General features: G+C 65.8%; 19 protein-coding genes and 1 pseudogene. 8 read left to right on the forward strand and 12 right to left on the reverse strand.

What is annotated here, in order from left to right:
* Positions 1–55: 55 nt before the first annotated feature.
* On the reverse strand, positions 56–1,060 hold the full coding sequence (locus tag BM198_RS17850) for a DUF481 domain-containing protein (protein WP_044409495.1): 1,005 nt from the start codon (positions 1,058–1,060) through the stop codon (positions 56–58).
* Between the two features lie 171 nt (positions 1,061–1,231).
* On the opposite strand from BM198_RS17850, the gene BM198_RS17855 reads away from it, so the two are divergent.
* The gene (locus BM198_RS17855; protein ID WP_044409498.1) at positions 1,232–1,600 is read left to right on the forward strand and encodes an MGMT family protein; all 369 of its coding nucleotides are present in this window, start codon (positions 1,232–1,234) and stop codon (positions 1,598–1,600) included.
* Positions 1,601–1,675: 75 nt separating this feature from the next.
* Complete coding sequence (locus BM198_RS17860) at positions 1,676–3,421, forward strand: AmpG family muropeptide MFS transporter (RefSeq protein WP_074971584.1); 1,746 nt, start codon at positions 1,676–1,678, stop codon at positions 3,419–3,421.
* Positions 3,422–3,461: 40 nt separating this feature from the next.
* Here BM198_RS17860 and BM198_RS17865 read toward each other — a convergent pair whose 3' ends face one another.
* Positions 3,462–4,286 (reverse strand): mechanosensitive ion channel family protein, encoded by an 825-nt coding sequence (locus BM198_RS17865; protein WP_074971585.1) that lies wholly within the window; start codon positions 4,284–4,286, stop codon positions 3,462–3,464.
* A gap of 104 nt (positions 4,287–4,390) precedes the next feature.
* Positions 4,391–4,870 carry a YajQ family cyclic di-GMP-binding protein gene (locus BM198_RS17870; RefSeq protein ID WP_044409504.1) on the reverse strand — a complete coding sequence of 160 codons (480 nt, stop codon included), beginning with the start codon at positions 4,868–4,870 and terminating at the stop codon, positions 4,391–4,393.
* A 215-nt stretch (positions 4,871–5,085) separates the two neighbouring features.
* Between BM198_RS17870 and BM198_RS17875 the strand changes: the two are divergent.
* From BM198_RS17875 to BM198_RS17895, 5 genes and pseudogenes are all read left to right on the forward strand, one after another.
* Positions 5,086–6,057 (forward strand): annotated as a pseudogene (locus BM198_RS17875) (response regulator); the annotation flags it as partial.
* The gene (locus tag BM198_RS17880; RefSeq protein WP_074971586.1) at positions 6,054–6,965 is read left to right on the forward strand and encodes a putative 2-dehydropantoate 2-reductase; all 912 of its coding nucleotides are present in this window, start codon (positions 6,054–6,056) and stop codon (positions 6,963–6,965) included. The pseudogene BM198_RS17875 and the gene BM198_RS17880, both read left to right, overlap by 4 nt.
* A 49-nt stretch (positions 6,966–7,014) precedes the next feature.
* Positions 7,015–9,027 carry a sensor histidine kinase gene (locus BM198_RS17885; RefSeq protein WP_074971587.1) on the forward strand — a complete coding sequence of 671 codons (2,013 nt, stop codon included), beginning with the start codon at positions 7,015–7,017 and terminating at the stop codon, positions 9,025–9,027.
* A gap of 1 nt (position 9,028) precedes the next feature.
* Positions 9,029–9,604: a cob(I)yrinic acid a,c-diamide adenosyltransferase gene (locus tag BM198_RS17890; protein ID WP_074971588.1), complete on the forward strand. Its 576-nt coding sequence runs from the start codon at positions 9,029–9,031 to the stop codon at positions 9,602–9,604.
* 73 nt (positions 9,605–9,677) lie between these two features.
* Entirely contained in the window at positions 9,678–10,142 is a 465-nt protein-coding gene (locus BM198_RS17895; protein WP_074971589.1) for an REP-associated tyrosine transposase, read from the forward strand.
* A gap of 94 nt (positions 10,143–10,236) precedes the next feature.
* Here the strand turns inward: BM198_RS17895 and BM198_RS17900 are convergent, their stop codons facing one another.
* The 5 genes from BM198_RS17900 to BM198_RS17920 form a co-directional block, all read right to left on the reverse strand.
* Positions 10,237–11,184, reverse strand: coding sequence for a Nudix family hydrolase (locus BM198_RS17900; RefSeq protein ID WP_074971590.1), 948 nt, complete (start codon positions 11,182–11,184; stop codon positions 10,237–10,239).
* Positions 11,181–11,822, reverse strand: coding sequence for a glutathione S-transferase family protein (locus BM198_RS17905; RefSeq protein WP_074971591.1), 642 nt, complete (start codon positions 11,820–11,822; stop codon positions 11,181–11,183). The genes BM198_RS17900 and BM198_RS17905 overlap by 4 nt, the downstream gene beginning before the upstream one ends.
* A 112-nt stretch (positions 11,823–11,934) precedes the next feature.
* On the reverse strand, positions 11,935–13,152 hold the full coding sequence (gene argJ / locus BM198_RS17910; protein ID WP_074971592.1) for a bifunctional glutamate N-acetyltransferase/amino-acid acetyltransferase ArgJ: 1,218 nt from the start codon (positions 13,150–13,152) through the stop codon (positions 11,935–11,937).
* Positions 13,153–13,269: 117 nt separating this feature from the next.
* A complete protein-coding gene (gene secA / locus BM198_RS17915; RefSeq protein ID WP_074971593.1) occupies positions 13,270–16,011 on the reverse strand; it encodes a preprotein translocase subunit SecA in 2,742 nt (913 codons plus the stop codon).
* A gap of 117 nt (positions 16,012–16,128) precedes the next feature.
* Entirely contained in the window at positions 16,129–17,052 is a 924-nt protein-coding gene (locus BM198_RS17920; protein WP_074971594.1) for a M23 family metallopeptidase, read from the reverse strand.
* A gap of 80 nt (positions 17,053–17,132) precedes the next feature.
* Here BM198_RS17920 and BM198_RS17925 point away from each other — a divergent pair, with 80 nt between their 5' ends.
* On the forward strand, positions 17,133–17,588 hold the full coding sequence (locus BM198_RS17925) for a DciA family protein (protein WP_074971595.1): 456 nt from the start codon (positions 17,133–17,135) through the stop codon (positions 17,586–17,588).
* An 84-nt stretch (positions 17,589–17,672) separates the two neighbouring features.
* Here BM198_RS17925 and lpxC read toward each other — a convergent pair whose 3' ends face one another.
* The 4 genes from lpxC to BM198_RS17945 all read right to left on the reverse strand — a co-directional run bounded on the left by lpxC (position 17,673) and on the right by BM198_RS17945 (position 22,058).
* On the reverse strand, positions 17,673–18,584 hold the full coding sequence (gene lpxC / locus BM198_RS17930; RefSeq protein WP_044409538.1) for a UDP-3-O-acyl-N-acetylglucosamine deacetylase: 912 nt from the start codon (positions 18,582–18,584) through the stop codon (positions 17,673–17,675).
* A 112-nt stretch (positions 18,585–18,696) separates the two neighbouring features.
* Positions 18,697–19,887, reverse strand: coding sequence for a cell division protein FtsZ (gene ftsZ, locus BM198_RS17935; protein WP_044409541.1), 1,191 nt, complete (start codon positions 19,885–19,887; stop codon positions 18,697–18,699).
* A 43-nt stretch (positions 19,888–19,930) separates the two neighbouring features.
* Positions 19,931–21,178 carry a cell division protein FtsA gene (gene ftsA / locus BM198_RS17940; RefSeq protein ID WP_044409544.1) on the reverse strand — a complete coding sequence of 416 codons (1,248 nt, stop codon included), beginning with the start codon at positions 21,176–21,178 and terminating at the stop codon, positions 19,931–19,933.
* 16 nt (positions 21,179–21,194) lie between these two features.
* Entirely contained in the window at positions 21,195–22,058 is an 864-nt protein-coding gene (locus tag BM198_RS17945; protein WP_044409547.1) for a cell division protein FtsQ/DivIB, read from the reverse strand.

Raw genomic sequence — 22,058 nt, forward strand, 5'->3', positions numbered from 1 at the left:
GCCCCGCTCCACGAAAAAGCCCCGCCGAAGCGGGGCTTTTTCATGCCGGTCGGCGTTACCAGCCGATACCGAAGCCCACGGTGTAGCGGGTGCGGTCGGTGTCCCCTTCGGCACCGCTGACCAGGTCGCGCTCGGCCTTCATGTTGAGCGACGCCCAGTCGGTGACCTTGTAGCGCAGGCCCACCTCGGCATCCAGGGAGTAATCGGCGGCGTTGCCCAGCGGGCGGCCCACTTCGCCGGTGGTGAAGAACTCGACGGTCTTGCCCACCAGGTAGCGGTTGTAGTCCCACTTCACGCCGAGGGCATAGAAGTTGTCCTTCTCGCCGGTGTCGTACTGGTAGTCGGTGCGGTTGATCAGGGAGGCCAGGGAGAAGGCGCCCAGCTCGTCGTCCCAGAACTGGTAGCCGGGGCCGGTACCCACGGTGCGCTGGCGACGCAGCTCCTCGATCTTGTCGCGCTTGTAGCCGGCGCGGCCCTGCCAGAAGAACTTGTCGGTGATGAAGCGGTCGAGGGCGTACTCCAGCTCCCAGTTCTCGGTGGTCTTCACCTCGTTCTGGAATTCGCGGTTGTACTCGCCGTTGGCGTTGTGCCGCCAGCGACCATGACGGGCCTTGGTCTTGAAGTCGACGTCGTAGTCGTCGGTGTCCTTCTCGGCGCGCTTGTAGTCGAGCGAGACGTCGACGTTGCCGGTCCAGGTCAGGTCCTCGACGAAGGGCTTGGGCTTCATTATCTGCTCGATGCTGGCCAGCTCGACGGTCTTGGGCGCCTCGCCGTTGGCCAGGATCACCTTGCCCGGCTCGGCCGGCATCAGGGTCTTGGCGCGCTCGCCGGTGAGGTCGTCCTGCTTGACCATCAGTTCCTGGTCGCTCTGCAGGGTGGCGACCTTGGACCAGTCCAGCGGGATGGAGCCGCCGTAGTCGGTCTGCAACATCAGTTTGCCGCCGTCGAAGACGCGGATCTTGCCGGTCAGGCGGTCACCGTTCTTCATCCAGACGGTGTCGGCGAAGGTGGAGGTCGAAGCGGCAGCAAGGGCCAGGCAAAGGAGTTTTCTGGACAACATGGCGGATACGCAGGCTCAGGACTTTGCGGAAAAACCGGGCATTATCCGCAAGCCCGGCGGCTGAGCAAGGACTGACCGACGTATCGTCGCCAAGTTCCCGTCGCCGCCTCCCACATTGCCCCTCCCCTGGCGCCGCCCTATGCTGGCCGCCACCGCCCGCCGGAACCCGCCATGCCCCCGTCAACGCCCCCTGCCCAGGACGATTTGCGGCTCTCCAGCCCGGAAGCCCGTCGCGAAGCCCTCTACCTCACGCTGGCCCAGGTTCCGCCCGGCAAGGTGGTCAGCTATGGGCAACTGGGCGAAATGGCCGGACTGGGCCGCGCGGCGCGCTGGGTGGGCCGTACCCTCGGCCAGTTGCCGGAGGGCACCCGCCTGCCCTGGCACCGCGTGATCGCGGCGGGCGGACGGCTCAGCCTGCCCGCCGGAACCGTCTCCGGTGACGAACAACGGGCACGTTTGCGGGCCGAAGGGGTCTTCATCCACAACGAACGGGTGGACATGCGTCGGCACGGCTGGCTTCCCATGCCACCCAAGGGTTAGAGTGCGCGCTTTGTTGCGGTCCCCAGGCGCGCACGCCGTCAAGGACCGCCCCGTGCCCTCTGGATCTCACGCCTGATGTCCCACCGAACCTGGCGCGCCGCCCTGGCCGCCTATGCCAGCCCGGCCACCCTGGCCCTGCTCCTGCTGGGCTTTGCGGCAGGCTTGCCGTACATGCTGGTGTTCTCCACCCTCTCCGTCTGGTTGCGCGAGGCCGGCGTCGCCCGCGAGACCATCGGCTTCGCCAGCCTCATTGGCCTGGCCTACGCCTTCAAATGGATCTGGTCGCCGCTGCTGGACCAGTTCCGCCTGCCGCTGCTGGGCCGCCTCGGCCGTCGCCGTTCCTGGCTGGTGCTGTCCCAGGCGCTGGTTGCACTCGGCCTGATCGGCATGGCCCTCGCCGACCCAAAGGCACACCTGACCTGGCTGATCGGCCTCGCGGTGGTGGTGGCCTTCGCCTCGGCCACCCAGGACATCGCGGTGGATGCCTACCGCCTGGAAATCGCCGATGACAGCCGCCAGGCCGCCCTGGCCGCCAGCTACATGCTGGGCTACCGGGTCTCGGCCCTGCTCGCCACGGCGGGCGCCCTGTATTTCGCCGAGGGGTTCGGCTCCACCGCCGGTGCTTATGAATACGGCGCCTGGGCCAGCACCTACCTGGTGTTCGCGCTGCTGATGCTGCCGGGGCTGATCACCAGCCTGTGGATGCGAGAACCCCACATCGACGCCCAGGTGCAGACCAGCACCTCGCGCTTCCGCCTCAAGGACCAGCTCGCCTCGGTGCTGATCCTGCTGGTGATGCTGATTTCCCTGCCGGCGATGATCACCGGCATGCTCGACCGCGCCTGGCCACGGGCCCTGCTGTACTTCCTGTTCCTGGTGGCGTGCCTGTCGCCCTGGGGGCGCCGCCAGATCGCCCCGGTGCGCGACCTGCTCAGCCAGCAACGCCGGCAACTGCTGGCGGCAGCGCGGGGAAAGGTGATTCCCAACTTCGATTTCGTGCACCAGGCCGTGTCGATGATCGTGCTGATCGTGATCCTGGTGACCACGGCGGCGGCCATCAAGGCCTACGCCTCGGGCGCCTGGCCCCGGGGCACGCTGTTCGTGCTGATCACCCTGGCCTGCTTCTCCGCACCGGGGCGCCTGCTGATGGCGCCGGTGGTGACCCCCATCAGCGAGTTCGTCCAGCGCTACCGCTGGCAGGCCCTGCTGCTGCTGGGGCTGATCGCCACCTACCGGATGTCGGACACGGTGATGGGGGTGATGGCCAACGTCTTCTACATCGACCAGGGCTTCACCAAGGACCAGATCGCCAGCGTCAGCAAGGTCTTCGGCCTGGTGATGACGCTGCTGGGCGCCGGCGCCGGCGGGGTGCTGATCGTGCGCTTCGGCATCCTGCCCATCCTGTTCATCGGCGGTGCCGCGTCGGCGGCCACCAACCTGATGTTCGTGGTGCTCAGCGACATGGGCGCGCATTTGCAGATGCTGATCCTCACCATCTCCTGCGACAACTTCAGCGCCGGGCTCGCCACCTCGGCCTTCGTGGCCTACCTGTCGAGCCTGACCAACCTGAAGTTCTCGGCGACCCAGTACGCGCTGCTCAGTTCGCTGATGATGCTGCTGCCACGCCTGATCGGCGGCTATTCCGGGGTGATGGTGGAGAGCCTGGGCTATCACCAGTTCTTCCAGCTCACTGCCATCCTCGGCATCCCGACCCTGGTGCTGATCGCCATCCAGTGGAGCCGCGAATCGCGCAAATCCGTGCAGCCCGCCGACCCCAAGGCCGAGGAGCCGGCACCGCCCCCCTCCTCCGAACGCCCATGAAAAAGGCCGGCATCACGCCGGCCTTTTCCATCATCCGGGCCTAGCCCGGCTGGACCTGCACCAGCCTGGGCGGCTGGGCCAGTTCCACGCCGGCTGCGCGCAAGCGGTCACGCACCTGCTCGTTGAGCATGAAGATCACCGCACCGTAGTCGCCTGCAGCCGTCCACAGACGCAGGGACAGGTTGATAGCCGTATCCGTCAGCGCAGCCACCACCACTACGGGTGCCGGATCAGGCAACACACGGGGATCGTCCGCCAGGGCCAGCAGGGCCTCGCGCGCCTTGCCCAGGTCGCTGGCGTAGTCGACCTTCACCTCGTACATCACCTGCCGGGTGGGCTGGCTGGAGGTGTTGGTGATGATGCCGTTGGACAGCGCGCCGTTGGGCACGATCACCGTGCGGTTGTCGCCGGTGCGCAGCACGGTGTGGAAGATCTGGATGCTGTCGACCGTCCCGGAGATGCCCTGGGCCTCGATGAAGTCGCCCACCTTGAACGGCCGGAAGAACAGGATCAGCACCCCGCCGGCGAAGTTCGCCAGGCTACCCTGCAGCGCCAGGCCGATGGCCAGGCCGGCTGCGCCGATGGCGGCGATGAAGGAGGTGGTCTCGATGCCGATCATCGAGGCGACGCTGACCAGTAGCAGCACCTTGAGGGCGATGTTGGCCAGGTTGGAAATGAAGCGGTGCAGGGTCAGGTCGACCCGGCGCATCGACAGCAGGGCACTGACCCGGTTGGTGAGCAGGTTGATCAGCCACCAGCCGACCAGCAGCGTCACCAGGGCGAGGGTGACCTTGCCGCTGTATTCGAGAATGACGGGGAGCCAGGCTTCGGACTGCCTGACCAGGTTGTCGAGGTTCATGTCCATGCGGACCTCCTTCTATCGACTCGAGAAAACCGCAGCCGCCCTGGCCAGCAGGGCGGCAAGCGGGCCTATGTGCGACGCGGGGAGACCGCGAAGGTTCAACCGGGTCAGTCGCGGAAGTTGGTGTACTGCAGCGGCATGCCGAGGGATTCGCCACGCAGCAGGGCGATGGCTTCCTGCAGGTCGTCGCGCTTCTTGCCGGTGACACGCACCTGCTCGCCCTGGATGGCGGCCTGGACCTTGAGCTTCTTGTCCTTGATCAGGGCGACGATCTTCTTCGCCAGCTCCTTGTCGATGCCCTCGCGGAAGTTCACTTCCTGCTTGACCACCTTGCCGGACGGGTACGGGTCCTTGAGCTCCATGCACTGGATGTCGAGTTTCCGCTTGATCAGGCAGCTACGCAGGATGTCCAGCACCTGCTCCAGCATGAAATCGGCCTCGGCGGTGATGGTGACGGACTTGTCCTTGCACTCCACGCTGCACTTGCCGCGCAGGTCGAAGCGGCGCTCCAGCTCCTTGGTGGCGTTGTCGAGGGCGTTGGTGAGTTCGTGCTTGTCCAGCTCGGACACCACGTCGAACGATGGCATGGGTTTCCTCCAGATAGACGGCGCGACCCACATCACGTAAGGAATGCGCCTGGCTTGACGGGTGAGAATGGGCGCCCATTATAACGATCAGGATTCCCTTTTTTGCGGGAATGCGTGGCAGCGACACATTCAGCGCTAACCGTCGGCATGAAAACCTGCTGAAATAGGCACTGATATCACCAAGCCATCAACCTCCCCTCTTCTGCCTTTCTTGCGAGCCTGCCATGCCCAACCCTCACCTCAGCATCCTGGTGGTGGATGACGCCAAGTTCTCCAGTGCGATGATCGGCCGGGCGCTGAGCCAGGCTGGCTATCAGGACGTCCGCTTCGCCAACAGTGCGGGCGAGGCCCTGCGCCTGCTGGAAGAGCGACCGGCGAACGTGCTGTTGGCGGACTGGCTGATGCCCGAGATCGACGGCCTGGAACTCACCGCGCGGGTGCGCCAGCTCGACGAGATGATCGACCACTACACCTACGTCATCCTGCTGACCGGCAAGGAAGGCGAGAACGTGCTGGGCGAGGCCTTCGACCGCGGCGTGGACGACTTCATCAGCAAGTCCTCGATGAACGAGCAACTGGTGCCGCGCGTCTACGCCGCCGACCGCCTGTGCAACACCCTGCAGCGCCTGCTCCACGAGAACCGGCTGATGACCCAGAACATCGCCAGCCTGGAGCAGCGCAACCTGGTGGACTCCCTCACCGGCCTCGGCAACCCCCGCTACCTGCGGCAGAAGCTGGCCGACAGCCTGCGCCAGGTGGAGTCCCGTGGCGGCGCCCTGTGCTACCTGCTGATCGGCCTGCAGGACGCGCCGCAGCTGCGCAACCAGTACGGCCCGGCGTTCTACAACGAACTGCTGCAGGGCGTTTCCCGCCGGCTGCAGCAGCTGGTCCGCCCGCTGGACGTGCTGACCCGGCTGGACGACAACCATTTCGGCCTGATCACCCTGCTGGGCGACCTGCACGAGTGCTCCCCCAGCAGCTTCAAGCGCCTGCATGAAAGCCTGAACCTCAAGGCCTTCAAGACCAGCGAAGGCTTCATCACCCTCAAGGCCGGCATCAGCCTGGTGGGCCTGGACGCCAAGGCCCTGCCGGTGGAGGTCGAGGCCCTGCTCGAACGGGCCGAGCGTCTCCTGCCGGACTCCTACGCCAGCGGCAGGGTCAGCGCGGTACGCCTGCCCAGCGCATGACCTGGTACATCCTCGGCAGCGGCAGCCTCGGCACACTGTGGGCCTGCCGCCTCGCCCAGGCGGGCCTGGACGTGCGCCTGCTGCTGCGTGACGAAGCCCGCCTGGCCGCCTACCGCCAGGCGGGCGGGCTGACCCTGGTGACCCAGGGCCAGGCCCGGACTTGCGCCCTGCCAGCCGAACTCGCCAGCGCCCCCGACCCGATCCAGCGCCTGCTAGTCGCCTGCAAGGCCTATGACGCCGAAGCCGCCGTGGCCAGCGTCCGTGCACGGCTGGCCCCCGGTGCCGAGGTGGTGCTGCTGCAGAACGGCCTCGGTAGCCAGCAGGCCGTGGCGGACAGCCTGCCCCAGGCCCGCTGCATCCTCGCCTCCAGCACCGAAGGTGCCTTCCGCGAGGCGGACTTCCGCGTGGTGTTCGCAGGGCAGGGCTTCACCTGGCTGGGCGACCCACTCGCCTCCGCCCCGCCGGCCTGGCTGGGCGAACTGGAGGCAGCCGGCATCCCCCACGGCTGGACCGCCGACATCGAAACCCGGCTCTGGCGCAAGCTGGCGCTCAACTGCGCGATCAACCCGCTGACGGTGCTGCACCATTGCCGCAACGGCGAACTGTCCGCCGAGCCGGAGGCGGTCAACGGCCTGTGCGACGAGCTCGCCCGGCTGCTCCAGGCCTGCGGCCAGACCGACGCCGCACACGACCTGCGCCAGGAGGTGTGGCGGGTGATCGACGCCACCGCCGCCAACTACTCCTCCATGTACCAGGACGTGGCGCGCGGCCAGCGCACCGAGATCCGCTACCTGATCGGCCACGCCACTGCCGAGGCACGGCGCCTGGGCGTGTCGCTGCCACGCCTGGAACAGCTGCTGGACGCCCTGCGCCAGCACCTGGCCGCCCACGGATTGCCCCAGGACTGAGCCCCGCGCTAACCTGCCGCCTTCCCCGCGCCCTGCCTGGATCCTGCCCGTGAACAGCCTGCGCCAACGCCTTGAGAACCTGTCCGTCGGCCGCAAACTGCTGGCCGCCCTGCTGGTCCTGCTGGCCACCGTGCTGCTGATCGCCAACCTGGCCTTCATCAGCGCCGCCTACTGGATCTCCCAGGAGAGCATGGCGCCCCAGGCCCTGCAGACCCTCGGCCGCCTCATCGCCACCCCGCAACTGGCTGGCGAAGCCTTGTCCTCGGCGAAGGCCGCCGAGCATCTGCTCATCCAGCTGGAAGGCTACGGACCGCTGCGCGCCGCCGCGATCTACGACAGCCAGGGCCAGCGCCTGGCCGAACGGATCAGCGGCAGCGGCCTGAAGCTCCCGCAGCACGCCGACGCCCTGAAGCGCTGGCGCCTGCATGAATTCCGCACCACCCAGGTGGTGGAGCTGCCGCAACCGGCAGGCCCACCCGGCCACCTGCTGCTGGTGGCCTCCAGCGAACTGCCCGGCGCCTTCTATACCGGCACCCTCAGCGCCAGCCTGGCGATCCTCGCCTGCAGCGTCCTGATGTGGATGCTGGTGGCCCGGCAGATCCGCCGCCTGATCACCCGGCCGATCCACGAACTGGAAGAACTCTCGCGCCAGGTGACCCGGGAGGAGAACTACTCCCTGCGTGCCGAGCGCGGCCACCGCGACGAGATCGGCAGCCTGGCCGACGCTTTCAACACCATGCTCAGCCGCATGGAAGCCCGCGAACAGCAGCTCAAGCGCGCGCGGGACGAGTCCCAGGCGGCCTTCAACCAGGCCCAGGCCCTGGCCGAGGAGACACGCCACTCCAACCGCAAGCTGGAGCTGGAAGTGCAGGTGCGCAGCAAGATCGAAAAGAAGCTGACGGGGTTCCAGAACTACCTCAACAGCATCATCGACTCGATGCCGTCGGCGCTGATCGCCCTCGACGAGCAGCTCTACGTCACCCAATGGAACCAGGAAGCCACCGCCCTCTCCGGCACCCCGCTGGACGACGCGCTCAACCAGCCGGTGTTCCTCGCCTTCCCCTCGCTCAAGCCCTTCCTGCCGCAGATCAAGCGCACTGCCGAGTATCACCGGGTGGAGAAGGTCGAGCGGGTCAGTTGGCTGATGGGGGAAGAGGTGCACCACTACGCGCTGACCTTCTACCCGCTGATGGGCGGCACCGGGCGTGGCGTGGTGATCCGCATCGACGACATCACCCAGCGCCTCTCCATGGAAGAGCTGATGGTGCAGTCGGAGAAGATGCTCTCCGTCGGCGGCCTGGCGGCCGGCATGGCCCACGAGATCAACAACCCCCTCGGCGCCATCCTGCACAACGTGCAGAACATCCGCCGCCGCCTCTCCCCCGAGCTGGAGAAGAACCGCGAGCAGGCCGAGGCCACCGGCATACGCCTGGAGGCCGTCAACCAGTACCTGGAAGCACGCGAGGTGCCCAAGCTGCTGGACGGCATCCACCAGGCCGGCAGCCGCGCGGCCAAGATCGTCACCCACATGCTGGCGTTCAGCCGCCGCAGCAACCGTCAGATGGAGCCCTGCCAACTGCCCCAGTTGCTGGACCAGGCCGTGGAGATCGCCAGCAACGACTTCGACCTCACCGAGGGCTTCGACTTCAAGGGCATGCGCATCACCCGCGAGTTCGACCCGAAGCTGGGCCCGGTGCCCGGCACCGCCAACGAACTGGAACAGGTGCTGCTCAACCTGCTGAAGAACGCCGCCCAGGCCATCCACCAGCGCGAGGATGAACAGGAAGGCCATATCGCCCTGCGCACCCGCCTGGCGCCGCCCTGGGCGGAAATCCAGGTGGAGGACAACGGCGTGGGCATCCCCGAGAACGTGCGCAAGCGCATCTTCGAACCCTTCTTCACCACCAAGGAGGTGGGCCAGGGCACCGGGCTCGGGCTCTCCGTCTCCTACTTCATCATCACCAACAACCACAAAGGCCAGATGGAAGTGCAGTCCAAGCCCGGACAGGGCACCTGCTTCACCCTGCGCCTACCGTTGAATGCCAGCGCCCCAGGAGCCTGACATGGGAAACCGCCTTTCGAAGATCTACACCCGCACCGGCGACCAGGGGCAGACCGGCCTCTCCGGCAACCGTCGCGTCTCCAAGAACCACCCCCGCATCGAAGCCATCGGCGAGGTGGACAGCCTCAACAGCCAGATCGGGCTGCTGCTGGCCGAGATGGCTGAGCGCCAGGCCGACTGGCCCGGACTGGCCGAGGTGATCGAAGTGCTCGCGCCCTGCCAGCACCGCCTGTTCGACCTGGGTGGTGAACTCTCGATGCCCGAGTACCAGTCGCTGCGCGCCAGCGAAGTGGAGCGGCTGGAAGTGGCCATCGACCGCTGGAACGAGGAGCTCGGCCCCCTGGAGAACTTCATCCTGCCCGGCGGCTCGCGCCTGGTGGCCCAGGCCCACGTCTGCCGCTCCGCCGCCCGCACCGCCGAACGCCGTGCCCAGGCCCTCAACGCCGAGGAGCCCCTGCGTGGGGAATTGCTCGCCTACCTCAACCGCCTCTCCGACCTGCTCTTCGTCGCCGCCCGCCTGATCGCCCGGCGACAGGGGATCGGCGAAGTGCTGTGGCAGGCAGCGGCAAAGGCCTGAAACCACGGCTTCGCGAGCAGAGCTCGCTCCTACGCAGTAGAACGAACCTTGCCGCCAGGAGAGGGAATTCGATGTGCAGCGTTATCAAAGCAGCGCCCTGCGTCGTGGACGCGTGTCCGAAACGGGCCGGATCTACCTGCTGACGACAGTCACTCACGAACGACAGCTACTTTTCGACAACGTCTATGCCGGGCGAAAAGTAGTCGAGCAACTGCGCGAAACTCAGTCCAGCGGACTGGCTCAGACGCTTTGCTGGGTACTGATGCCGGATCACCTGCACTGGCTGGTGCAACTGGAGCACGACTCGCTGGAAAGCCTGATGCGACGTTTCAAGTCCCGAAGTGCCAAGGCAGTCAATCAACACCTTGGAACGCACGGGCGGGCTTGGCAGAAGGGTTATCACGACCATGCGCTGCGCGCAGAAGAAGATGTGATCGACCTGGCTCGCTATGTCGTGGCCAACCCATTACGGGCTGGCCTAGTCAGCCGGCTTGCCGATTACCCGCTCTGGGACGCCATCTGGCTCAAAGCCCCGTAGGAGCGAGCTCTGCTCGCGAACCCGCGATCAATCGGCAGACACGGTCATGCCATCCATGGGTGGGCGCAAAGAATGGCACCCACCCTGCCCCTCTTCAGCCTTGGCAGGGCCAGAAGGCACGGATGCCCGCCACGCCCTGGGCGCCGGCTTTCCATGCCCGCTCACGGTCATCGGGACCGACGCCGCCAAGCAGGTACACCGGCTTGTTGAAGCGGCGGATCATCGATTGCGCGGCCTCCCAGCCCAGGGGCTGCGCATCCGGGTGGGTCTGGGTGGGCTGTACGGGCGACAGGGTGACGAAGTCCACCCCCATCCGGGTCGCCAGCTCCAGTTCCTCTTCGCTGTGGCAGGACGCGGCCAGCCAGCGCGCTTCGGGGAACGGGCGTCCCTTGGCGGCGTACTTGCGCAGTTGCTCGGCGGTCAGGTGCCAACCCGCCGCCGGGAAGTCACCGAGCCACTCCAGCGGTCCCTTGAGCATCAACTGGGCCTTGCGCGCGCAGAGCCCCTGGATGTCCACCGCCAAGTCGCGGTACTGCGGGTCGAACATGTTCGGCGCACGCAGCTGGATGAGCTGAACACCCTCGGCCACGGCGCGCCGCACGCCTGCCAGCAATTCCGCCGGCTCCAGACCATCCGGGGTGATCAGGTAGCGGTCCGGCAGCCGTGCGGCAGCGATGATCGGCTGGTTGGCGGCGGGAAAGGCGTAGTCGGGCAGGTCGCGGGACTCCACCCAGGCCAGGGGCTGGCCTTCGGCGCCATGAGGCTCGCCGGAGAAGGCGGTGACCTCCCAGACATCCAGCAGCACCTGCTTGTCCGGGTAGTCGTGGTGGATCTGGATCAGCGGGCGGGCGGCTTCGACACGGATGCCCAGCTCTTCCTCCAGCTCACGTGCCAGGGCGGCCTCAACGGCCTCCCCATCTTCGACCTTGCCGCCGGGGAACTCCCACAGGCCGCCCTGGTGCTTCTCCTCCGGGCGCTTGGCAATCAGCACCCGGCCATCGGCGCCACGGATCACGGCTGCCGCTACGTGTACTCGCTTCATTCACTGCTCTCCGCTTCCTCCAGGGCCGCCTGGTACCAACGCTGGAAGGCAGGCCACTGGTAGAGGGTTTCGACATAGGCGGCGGCCTCGTCCGGCAGCGCCACCGCATAACTGCGCAACCGGCTCGCCACCGGTGCGAAAAAGGCGTCCGCCAGGCTCGGCTGGCCGAACAGGTAGGGCCCGCCCTGGCCGAAGCGGCGACGGCACTCTGCCCACAACGCCACGACCCGCTGGATGTCCGCCTCTACCTCCGCCGGCACCGTGTCCAGGGCCTGGCGACGCGCCATGTCCATCGGCATGTGGCTGCGCAGGGCCATGAAACCGCTGTGCATCTCGGCGCATACCGACCGGGCAAGGGCTCGCGCGGCGACATCGCGGGGCCAGAGGCCCGCCTCGGGGAAACGCTCGGCGAGGTATTCGCCGATGGACAGGGAATCCCAGATGGCGCCATCGGCCTCGGTCAGCAGGACCGGCACCTTGCCCGTGGGGGAGTGGGTCAGCAGGCGCTGGCGGCTGTCGGGCTGGAAGAGGGGGATGAGGGTCTCGTCATAGGCGGCGCCGGTCAGCTCGATGGCGAGCCAGGCGCGAAGGGACCACGACGAATAGTTCTTGTTGCCGATCACCAGGTTCAGGGGCATGACGTTCTCCTCAGGGGCTGCTCCAGGGGCCGAACACGCACCCTAGAGGGGCCGCCGAGGCCTGGCAATTCCCATCGCTCATGGGGGCATGAGCGATGGGAATGCCGGGCTGTCAGGTACGGTATTCGGCGTTGATCTTCACGTACTCGTGGGACAGGTCGGTGGTCCAGATGGTCTCGTTGCAGTTGCCACGGCCCAGCTCGATGCGGATACCGATTTCCTCGCGGGCCATCACCTCGGCGCCCTGGGCTTCGGTGTAGGTCGACGCGCGGCCGCCTTTGCTGGCGATGCAGACGTCACCGAGGAACACGTCGATCTTGCTCACGTCCAGGTTCGGCACGCCGGCACGGCCGACCGCAGCCAGGATGCGGCCCCAGTTGGGGTCGGAGGCGAACAGGGCGGTCTTGATCAGCGGGGAGTGGGCCACGGCGTAGGCCACATCCAGGCACTCCTGGTGGGTGCCACCGCCGTTGACCTGCACGGTGACGAACTTGGTGGCGCCTTCGCCGTCGCGGACGATGGCCTGGGCCACTTCCATGCACACTTCGAACACCGCCTGCTTCAGGGCGGCGAACAGCTCGCCGGAGGCCTGGGTGATCTCCGGCAGTGCGGCGCGGCCGGTCGCGACCAGCATGCAGCAGTCGTTGGTGGAGGTGTCACCGTCGATGGTGATGCGGTTGAAGGACTTGTTGGCGGCATCGCGCAGCAGGTCCTGCAGGACGCCCTGGGCGACCTTCGCGTCGGTGGCGATGTAGCCGAGCATGGTGGCCATGTTGGGCTTGATCATCCCGGCGCCCTTGCTGATGCCGGTGACGGTGACGGTGACGCCGTCGTGCACGAACTGGCGGCTGGCGCCCTTGGGCAGGGTGTCGGTGGTCATGATGCCGGTGGCAGCCGCCGCCCAGTTGTTCTCGGAGAGGTCCGCCAGGGCATCGCCCAGCACGGCTTCGATCTTCTCGACCGGCAGTGGCTCGCCGATCACGCCGGTGGAGAACGGCAGCACGGCGCTTTCATCCACGCTGGCCAGTTCGGCGAGGCGGGCGCAGGTACGCGCTGCAGCAGCCAGGCCGGGCTCACCGGTGCCGGCGTTGGCGTTGCCGGTGTTGGTGAGCAGGTAGCGCACCGGGCCGAGAACGCGCTTGCGAGCCAGGATCACCGGCGCGGCGCAGAAAGCGTTGAGGGTGAACACACCGGCGACAGTGGAGCCTTCCGCGCATCGCATCACCACCACATCCTTTCGCCCGGGTCGCTTGATGCCGGCAGAGGCGATGCCGAGTTCGAAACCGGGAACCGGATGGAGGGTGGGCAGAGGGCCGAGACCAACAGCCATGGAAGCGCTCCTTGTCGTGAGGTGGACAGGCGGCGGGGTGCCGCTGTTCAGGGGGTCAGTGTAAAAACGCCGCGAGCGGCTCAAGCCGGTCGCGGCGCTGTCGTCATGCCGGGCAGGTCAGCTGATCTGGCCGTGGCAGTGCTTGTACTTCTTGCCGGAACCGCAGGGGCAGGGCTCGTTGCGGCCGATCTTGGGCTCGGCGCGAACCGGCGCCACGGCGGCAGCGGTGGCGACATCGCCCTCCTCCATCGCCTCTTCAGGCTCGTCGAGGCCCGGGGCTTCGGCGTGCTGGAACTGCATGCGCTTGGCCAGTTCCTCGGCCTCGCGGCGCAGGCGGGCTTCTTCCTCGGCCGGGTCTTCGCGGCGGACCTGGACGTGGGAGAGGACGCGGATGGTGTCGCGGCGGATGGAGTCCATCAGCTCCTGGAACAGGGCAAAGGACTCGCGCTTGTATTCCTGCTTCGGGTTCTTCTGGGCATAGCCGCGCAGGTGGATGCCGTGGCGCAGGTGATCCATGGTGGACAGGTGGTCCTTCCACAGGTCGTCCAGCACGCGCAGCAGCATCTGCTTCTCGAAGGAGCGCAGGGCCTCGGCGCCGGCCAGCTCTTCCTTCTCGTTGTAGGCAGCCACCAGTTGCTCGAGGATCTTCTCGCGCAGGGTGTCTTCGAACAGCTTGTCGTCTTCGTCGAGCCACTGCTGGACCGGCAGCTTGATGCCGAAGTCGCTGTAGAGCGCCGCTTCCAGACCGGCCACGTCCCACTGTTCCGGCAACGATTGCGGCGGGATGTGGGCGTCGATGGTGCGGCCCAGCACGTCCTGGCGGAACTCGGCGATGGTGTCGCCGATGTCCTCGGCCGCCAGCAGGCTGTTGCGCATGTGGTAGATCACCTTGCGCTGCTCGTTGGCCACGTCGTCGTATTCGAGCAGTTGCTTGCGGATGTCGAAGTTGCGGCCTTCGACCTTGCGCTGCGCCTTCTCGATGGCGTTGGTGACCATGCGGTGTTCGATGGCCTCGCCCTGTTGCATGCCCAGCGCCTTCATGAAGTTCTTCACCCGGTCGGAGGCGAAGATGCGCATCAGGTTGTCTTCCAGGGACAGGTAGAAACGGCTGGAACCCGGGTCACCCTGGCGACCGGCACGGCCACGCAGCTGGTTGTCGATACGGCGGGATTCGTGGCGCTCGGAGGCGATCACGTGGAGGCCGCCGGCCTCGATCACTTGCTGGTGGCGCTTCTGCCACTCGGCCTTGATCTGGGCGACCTGCTCTTCGGTGGGGTTCTCCAGGGCGGCGACTTCGACCTCCCAGTTACCGCCCAGCAGGATGTCGGTACCACGACCGGCCATGTTGGTGGCGATGGTGACGGCGCCGGGGCGGCCGGCCTGGGCGATGATCTCGGCCTCACGCTCGTGGTACTTGGCGTTCAGCACCTTGTGCTCAATGCCAGCCTTGGTCAGCAGTTGCGAGACGTACTCGGAGCTGTCGATGGAGGCGGTACCCACCAGGATCGGCCGGCCGGTGGCCTGGCATTCCTTGATATCGGTGATGATGGCGGCGTACTTCTCTTCCTGGGTCAGGTAGACCAGGTCGTTGAAGTCCTTGCGGGCGATCGGGCGGTGGGTGGGGATGACCACCACTTCGAGGCCGTAGATGCTGTGGAACTCGAACGCCTCGGTGTCGGCCGTACCGGTCATGCCGGCCAGCTTGTTGTAGAGGCGGAAGTAGTTCTGGAAGGTGGTGGAGGCCAGGGTCTGGCTCTCGGCCTGGATCTGCAGGTTTTCCTTCGCCTCGATGGCCTGGTGCAGGCCCTCGGACAGGCGACGGCCGGGCATAGTACGGCCGGTGTGCTCGTCGATCAGCAGGATCTGGCCGTCCTGGACGATGTACTCGACGTTGCGGTGGAACAGGGTGTGGGCGCGCAGGCCGGCATAGACGTGGGTCAGCAGGCCCAGGTTGTGCGCGGAGTAGAGGCTCTCGCCCTCGGCCAGCAGGCCGGCCTGGGTGAGCAGTTCCTCGATGTACTGGTGGCCCTGTTCGTTGAGTTCGACCTGGCGGGTCTTCTCGTCGACGGTGTAGTGGCCTTCCTGGACGACGTTGCCTTCTTCGGGCTCGACGTGCTGCTTCAGGCGCGGGATCAGGGTGTTGATCTGCTGATACAGGCGGGAGCTGTCCTCAGCCTGGCCGGAGATGATCAGCGGGGTACGTGCTTCGTCGATGAGGATGGAGTCTACTTCGTCGATCACGGCGAAGTTCAGTTCGCGCTGGAACTTGTCTTCCAGGCTGAACGCCATGTTGTCGCGCAGGTAGTCGAAGCCGAATTCGTTGTTGGTGCCGTAGGTGATGTCGGCGGCGTAGGCGGCGCGCTTCTCTTCCGGCGGCTGGAAGGGCATGACGATGCCGACGGTGAGGCCGAGGAATTCGTACAGCGGACGCATCCAGTTGGCGTCGCGGCGAGCGAGGTAGTCGTTCACCGTCACCACGTGCACGCCCTTGCGGGACATGGCATTGAGGTAGACCGGCAGGGTGCCCACCAGGGTCTTGCCCTCGCCGGTGCGCATCTCGGCGATCTTGCCTTCGTGGAGGGTCATGCCGCCGATGAGCTGGACGTCGAAGTGGCGCATGCCCATCACACGCTTGCCCGCTTCACGAACGACAGCAAATGCTTCGGGAAGGATCTGGTCCAGGGTTTCGCCCTTGGCCACCCGGGCCTTGAACTCTTCGGTCTTGGCTCTGAGCTGCTCGTCGCTCAGCGCGACCATCTGCTCTTCCAGGGCGTTGATTGCCTGGACAGCCTTGGTCATGCGCTTCACTTCGCGCTCGTTCTTGCTTCCAAAGAGTTTCTTCAACAAAGGCGCAAACATATCGAAAGGATCTTCCACATATATGGATGGGGGGCGCTCCCGAAGTCGCCCTTGCAGCCTTCATGGCTGCATGCGAAGGGGGCATTCTACTCGGATTCGTTCTGGAGAAAAGCGGCGTTATTCCGCGTCGGTGGAACGCGCTATATAGAGGGTCGGATTGACGACTTCGCCATCCCGGGTGACCTCGAAATGCACGTGTGCGCCGGTGGATCGGCCACTGCTGCCGACCTTGGCGATGGCCTGTCCACGCTGCACCAGATCCCCCACCTCGACGAGGTTGCGCTGGTTATGCGCGTAGAGGGTCCGGTACCCGTCGGCATGGCTGATCTCGACCAGGTTGCCGTAGCCGCTCTTGCGGCCCGACCAGGTCACCACACCGGCACCGACTGCCAGCACATCGCTGCCGGCCTTGGCGGCGAAGTCGACACCCTTGTGGTGGCTGAGCCGACCCGTCAGCGGGTCACTGCGTACACCGAATGGGGAGGACACGTAGCCCTGGCGGACAGGCCGGCCAGCCGGGCTGGTGGCGTCGTTGAGGCGGCGCTCACCCAGCAGTTGCTCAAGCACTTCCAACTGCTGCTCGCGGCTGTGCAGCCGCTCACCGAGCCGGTCGAGCACCTCCATGAACGGCGGCGGCTGGTAGGCCGGTGCGTCGAGTGCATCCTCCGGCCCGCCCTGTCCGACACCCAGGGAAAAATCGAATTCGCTGGCATCCAGTTCGGCCAGCTCGGCGACACGCTCGCCCAGGGCATCGAGCCGTGTGAGGCGGGCCTGGAGTTCGGCGATATGGGCGGCGAAGGCATCCAGCTGTCGCTGGGCATCCTCGCGGGCCTGGGTCATCTCGCTGCGCTGGGCATCGAGCGCATCGGCCAGGCGAGGATCAGCGGATACCGACTCGCTCGCGTTCATCCACGAGCCCAGGGCAACGCCGGTGCCGAGCACCAGCCCGAGGCTCAGCAGGCCGCCCAACAGCAGCCAGCGAACGTCCAGGCTGAGCGACCGCGCCGCACCGCGGTCGCGACTCAGAAAAATGATGTGCATGACTTCCCCATGTGATCCGGCGGGTCGCTGGTGCAGCCTTCTGCTACCATGCCCGCTCTGTATTCTTCAGGCGTCCTGCCATGTCTTTTCGTCCCTTGACGGCCCGTTCCCCCGTCGCCTTGCTGAAGGAGGAGAAGCCCCTGAGGGCCCTGTTCGACCAGGCCCAGCGCATCGACCATCTGCAACGCGTTCTGGAAGGCCAGCTGCAACCGGCGGCCCGCGAGCACTGCCGGGTGGCATCGTGGCGGGACGGCTGCCTGCTGCTGATCATCAGCGACGGTCACTGGGCGACTCGCCTGCGTTATCAGCAGCGGCGCCTGCAACGTCAGCTGCAGGCACTCGAAGAGTTCGCGAACTTAACGAAAATCATCTTCAAGGTGCAACCTTCCAGAAGCGCTGGGCGCACCCCCTCTCAGGGCGCTGCGTTGTCCGCCTACGCGGCGGAAAGTCTGCAATCCACGGCCGAAGGCATCAGCGACCCGCGACTGCGCGCCGCACTCGAACGCCTGGCCTCCAGAGCTCGTCCGACGGACTGACCCTTTCCTACCCAGGCGACAATAATCCGGAAAAAAAGAGGCCACCCATCGGGTGGCCTCGAAAGAAAGGAAAGGTATTGTTGCTTACACGGCCGCTACCGGGCGCATGTAGGAGATCGGTGCGGTACTGGCATCCTCGAAGGTCACCACTTCCCAGGCATCCTTGTCGGCGATCAATGCGCGCAGCAGGCGATTGTTGAGCGCATGGCCCGACTTGTAGCCACGGAACTCGCCGATCAGGCTGTTGCCGAGCAGGTACAGGTCGCCGATGGCGTCGAGGATCTTGTGCTTGACGAACTCGTCCTCGTAACGGAGGCCGTCTTCGTTCAGCACGCTGTCCTCGTCCACCACGATGGCGTTGTCGACGCTGCCGCCGAGTGCCAGGTTGTGGGACCGCAGGAACTCCAGGTCGCGCACGAAACCGAAGGTACGCGCACGGCTGACTTCCTTGACGAAGGTGGTGCTGGAGAAGTCCACCGACGCTTTCTGGGTGCGACCGTTGACCACCGGGTGGTCGAAGTCGATCTCGAAAGTGACCTTGAAGCCATCGAAGGGAACGAAGGTGGCGCGCTTGTCGCCATCCTGCACACTCACTTCACGCTTGATACGGATGAAACGCTTGGGTGCGTCCTGCTCTTCCAGGCCAGCGGACTGGATCAGGAAGACGAACGGACCGGCGCTGCCATCCATGATCGGCACTTCGGCGGCGGACAGTTCGACGTAGGCGTTGTCGATACCCAGGCCGGCCATGGCCGAGAGCAGGTGTTCAACCGTGCCGACCTTGACGTCGCCGTTGAAAAGATTGGTGGACATGGTCGTCTCGCCAACATTTTCGGCATAGGCGGCAATCTGGACCATCGGGTCCAGGTCGGTACGGCAGAACACGATGCCGGTGTCCACGGGAGCGGGCTTGAGGGTCAGGTAGACCTTTTCCCCGGAGTGCAGCCCGACACCCGTGGCACGGATGACGTTCTTGAGAGTGCGTTGTTTGATCATGGCTGTGGCCGCTTTCGCGCTAGTTGCGAACTGTTTTCAACAATGGCCGGGGATAATAGCAGAACCGGCCTTTGCTGAACACCAATCACAGACATAGCGCTGATTGACTCCATCAATCGGCCTGACGGCGCAGGAACGCGGGGATGTCCAGGTAATCCAGGTCATCCTGCGGGTTCAGCTTCGCCGCGGCTGCGGTGTTGCCATGGGACTGGTTGCGCATCACGGTCGGACGGTCCAGGTCGCGGTAGTTGACCGACGGTTGCTCTGCACGCTGGGGAGCAGCCGGGGCAGCCACGGCCGCAGCGGCCTGGACGGTGTTGTCCACAACCTTGACCGGCTTCTCCAGGCGCGCGCCCAGGCCAGTGGCAACCACAGTGACGTGCAGTTCGTCGCGCATGTCCGGATCGATCACGGTGCCCACCTTGACGGTGGCGTTCTCGGAAGCGAACTGCTCGATGATGCTGCCCACGTCGGAGTACTCACCCAGGGACAGGTCCGGACCGGCGGTGATGTTGACCAGGATGCCGCGGGCGCCCTGCAGGTTGACATCATCCAGCAGCGGGTTACGGATGGCCGCCTCGGTGGCCTCGCGAGCGCGATTCGGACCGCTGGCGCAGCCGGTGCCCATCATCGCCATGCCCATTTCGCTCATGACGGTCTTCACGTCGGCAAAGTCGACGTTGATCATGCCCGGACGCTTGATGATATCGGAGATGCCACGTACGGCGCCGGCCAGCACATCGTCTGCCTTGGAGAAGGCCGACAGCAGGCTCGCATCCTTGCCCAGGATGGTCAGCAGCTTCTCGTTGGGGATGGTGATCAGCGAGTCGACGTTCTCGGCCAGCGCGCGGATGCCTTCATCGGCGATCTGCATGCGCTTGCGACCTTCGAACGGGAACGGACGGGTGACCACGGCCACGGTCAGGATGCCCAGGTCCTTGGCCACCTCGGCGATGATCGGCGCTGCACCGGTACCGGTACCGCCACCCATGCCAGTGGTGATGAAGACCATGTCGGTGCCCTGCAGGACTTCGGCGATGCGGTCGCGGTCTTCCAGCGCGGCCTGACGACCGACTTCCGGATTGGCACCCGCACCCAGACCCTTGGTGACGCCCGGGCCGAGTTGCAGAACGGTGCGCGCACCGATGTTCTTCAGCGCCTGCGCATCGGTGTTGGCGCAGATGAATTCCACGCCTTCGATGTTGGTCTTGGCCATGTGGTTCACGGCGTTGCCACCGCCACCACCGACGCCGATAACCTTGATGACCGCTGTTTGCGGAACGTTATCTACGAGTTCGAACATTTTCCCCTCTCCTTCCTTTCTAGTTGTATCGCCTACTGCAAACTCAGAAATTGCCCTGGATCCAGCGTTTGAAACGTTCCAGGACAGGTGCCTTCGGTTCGTCGCTGAAGCTGTTCCCCACGGAGAGGGACAGGCCATCGGACTGCTTCTGCAGACCGTACATCAGCAAGCCCACGCCCGTGGAGTAGATCGGGTTGCGCACCACGTCGCTCAGCCCCTTGACGCTATGCGGCACGCCCAGGCGCACCGGCATGTGGAAAATCTCTTCGGCCAGCTCGACCGCCCCTTCCATCTTCGCCGTACCGCCGGTCAGCACGATGCCGGCAGGGATCAGGTCCTCGTAGCCGCTGCGGCGCAGCTCGGCCTGGATCAGGGTGAACAGCTCGTCGTAACGCGGCTCGACCACCTCGGCCAAGGCCTGGCGGGACAGCTCGCGCGGAGGACGATCACCCACGCTGGGAACCTTGATGGTCTCGCCGGCACCGGCCAGCTTGGCCAGCGCGCAGGCGTAGCGGATCTTGATCTCCTCGGCGTACTGGGTCGGCGTGCGCAGGGCCATGGCGATGTCGTTGGTCACCTGGTCGCCGGCGATCGGGATCACCGCCGTATGGCGGATCGCACCTTCGGTGAAGATCGCGATGTCGGTGGTGCCGCCGCCGATGTCCACCAGGCACACGCCCAGTTCCTTCTCGTCGTCGGTCAGCACCGAATAAGCCGACGCCAGTTGCTCGAGGATGATGTCGTCCACTTCGAGGCCGCAGCGACGGACGCACTTCTCGATGTTCTGCGCCGCATTCACCGCACAGGTCACCACGTGCACCTTGGCTTCCAGGCGCACACCGGACATGCCCAGGGGCTCGCGCACGCCTTCCTGGTTATCGATCACGTAGTCCTGCGCCAGGGTGTGCAGCACCCGCTGGTCGGCAGGGATGGCCACGGCCTGGGCGGCGTCCAGCACGCGCTCGATGTCCGCCGGGCTGACTTCGCGATCACGGATCGCGACGATGCCGTGGGAGTTCAGGCTGCGGATATGGTTGCCCGCCACACCGACGAAGGCGGAGTGGATGCGGCAGCCCGCCATCATCTGGGCTTCCTCGACCGCGCGCTGGATCGATTGCACGGTGGACTCGATGTTCACCACCACGCCTTTCTTCAGCCCGCGGGACGGATGGGTCCCGATGCCCACGATTTCCAGCTGCCCGTCGGCCGCGATCTCGCCCACCAGCGCCACCACCTTGGAGGTGCCGATATCCAGGCCGACGATCATCTTGCCGCTCTGCACGCTTGCCATGTTCCTAACCTTCTCCTCAATTCGCGCGGCTGGCCACAGCCGCCGCGGGGGCCTCGACCGGGGTGCGCCACGCTACCGCCAGCCCGTTGGGGTAACGCAGGTCGACACGCTCGATGTTGGCGATCTGATCTTTCAGCGTCTTGTCGTAGATCGAGATGAACCGACGCATCTTTTCCACAAGGTGATCCCTACCCAGCAGTATCTCCACGCCCTGCCCCGTCGACAGGAACCAGCTCCCACGTTCGCGAAGCTCCAGCCGGGCGATGGAAAAACCCAGCGGGCGAAGCATCTGGCTGAGCATCTGGTATTGCTGCATCACCTGTTCCTGGGCCCGCTGTGGCCCCCACAGCTGAGGCAATTGTTCGTAATGGGCCAGCTCACGCGGGGTGAACGCCTGGCCCTTGTTGTTCAGCAGTGCCTCATCACCCCAGCGGGCGATGGGCAGTTGCTCGTCGAGCCGGATCATCACCTGGTCCGGCCACACCCGACGAACCTCCGCGTGGGCGATCCAGGGCATCTGCTCCAGCTCGTGACGCATGCCGGCGAGATCGATGCTGAAGAAGCTCGCCGCGATGTAAGGCGCGATCCGCTGCTGCACCGCCTGCTGGCTGATGTAGCTGAGGTCGCCCTGCACGCTGACCTTGGCAATCGGCCGGTCCGCGTAAGGCAACAGCCGTTGCGCACCCTCGTAGGCACCAAAACCCAGCACCACCAGCATCACCGGCCAGGTCAGCCGACGCAGGAAGCCGAAGCTCGGCTTGGGCAGCCGGACGCTCAGCGGTTCCTTGGCCACCAACCGGCTGGCACCCCGCGGTACATCCTTGCGCTGGGGCGCACGGATGGGGCCGGGTTGCGGGTGACGGAGGGAGGCGCCACGCAT

It is taken from the genome of Metapseudomonas otitidis, from assembly GCF_900111835.1.
Taxonomy (GTDB): domain Bacteria; phylum Pseudomonadota; class Gammaproteobacteria; order Pseudomonadales; family Pseudomonadaceae; genus Metapseudomonas; species Metapseudomonas otitidis.

What these genes read in the sequence shown, in the direction of transcription:
- BM198_RS17850 (WP_044409495.1), bottom strand. Translation starts at nt 1,060, where the DNA reads ATGTTGTCCAGAAAACTCCTTTGCCTGGCCCTTGCTGCCGCTTCGACC.
- BM198_RS17855 (WP_044409498.1), top strand. Translation starts at nt 1,232, where the DNA reads ATGCCCCCGTCAACGCCCCCTGCCCAGGACGATTTGCGGCTCTCCAGC.
- BM198_RS17860 (WP_074971584.1), top strand. Translation starts at nt 1,676, where the DNA reads ATGTCCCACCGAACCTGGCGCGCCGCCCTGGCCGCCTATGCCAGCCCG.
- BM198_RS17865 (WP_074971585.1), bottom strand. Translation starts at nt 4,286, where the DNA reads ATGGACATGAACCTCGACAACCTGGTCAGGCAGTCCGAAGCCTGGCTC.
- BM198_RS17870 (WP_044409504.1), bottom strand. Translation starts at nt 4,870, where the DNA reads ATGCCATCGTTCGACGTGGTGTCCGAGCTGGACAAGCACGAACTCACC.
- BM198_RS17880 (WP_074971586.1), top strand. Translation starts at nt 6,054, where the DNA reads ATGACCTGGTACATCCTCGGCAGCGGCAGCCTCGGCACACTGTGGGCC.
- BM198_RS17890 (WP_074971588.1), top strand. Translation starts at nt 9,029, where the DNA reads ATGGGAAACCGCCTTTCGAAGATCTACACCCGCACCGGCGACCAGGGG.
- BM198_RS17900 (WP_074971590.1), bottom strand. Translation starts at nt 11,184, where the DNA reads ATGAAGCGAGTACACGTAGCGGCAGCCGTGATCCGTGGCGCCGATGGC.
- BM198_RS17905 (WP_074971591.1), bottom strand. Translation starts at nt 11,822, where the DNA reads ATGCCCCTGAACCTGGTGATCGGCAACAAGAACTATTCGTCGTGGTCC.
- argJ (WP_074971592.1), bottom strand. Translation starts at nt 13,152, where the DNA reads ATGGCTGTTGGTCTCGGCCCTCTGCCCACCCTCCATCCGGTTCCCGGT.
- secA (WP_074971593.1), bottom strand. Translation starts at nt 16,011, where the DNA reads ATGTTTGCGCCTTTGTTGAAGAAACTCTTTGGAAGCAAGAACGAGCGC.
- BM198_RS17920 (WP_074971594.1), bottom strand. Translation starts at nt 17,052, where the DNA reads ATGCACATCATTTTTCTGAGTCGCGACCGCGGTGCGGCGCGGTCGCTC.
- BM198_RS17925 (WP_074971595.1), top strand. Translation starts at nt 17,133, where the DNA reads ATGTCTTTTCGTCCCTTGACGGCCCGTTCCCCCGTCGCCTTGCTGAAG.
- lpxC (WP_044409538.1), bottom strand. Translation starts at nt 18,584, where the DNA reads ATGATCAAACAACGCACTCTCAAGAACGTCATCCGTGCCACGGGTGTC.
- ftsZ (WP_044409541.1), bottom strand. Translation starts at nt 19,887, where the DNA reads ATGTTCGAACTCGTAGATAACGTTCCGCAAACAGCGGTCATCAAGGTT.
- ftsA (WP_044409544.1), bottom strand. Translation starts at nt 21,178, where the DNA reads ATGGCAAGCGTGCAGAGCGGCAAGATGATCGTCGGCCTGGATATCGGC.
- BM198_RS17945 (WP_044409547.1), bottom strand. Translation starts at nt 22,058, where the DNA reads ATGCGTGGCGCCTCCCTCCGTCACCCGCAACCCGGCCCCATCCGTGCG.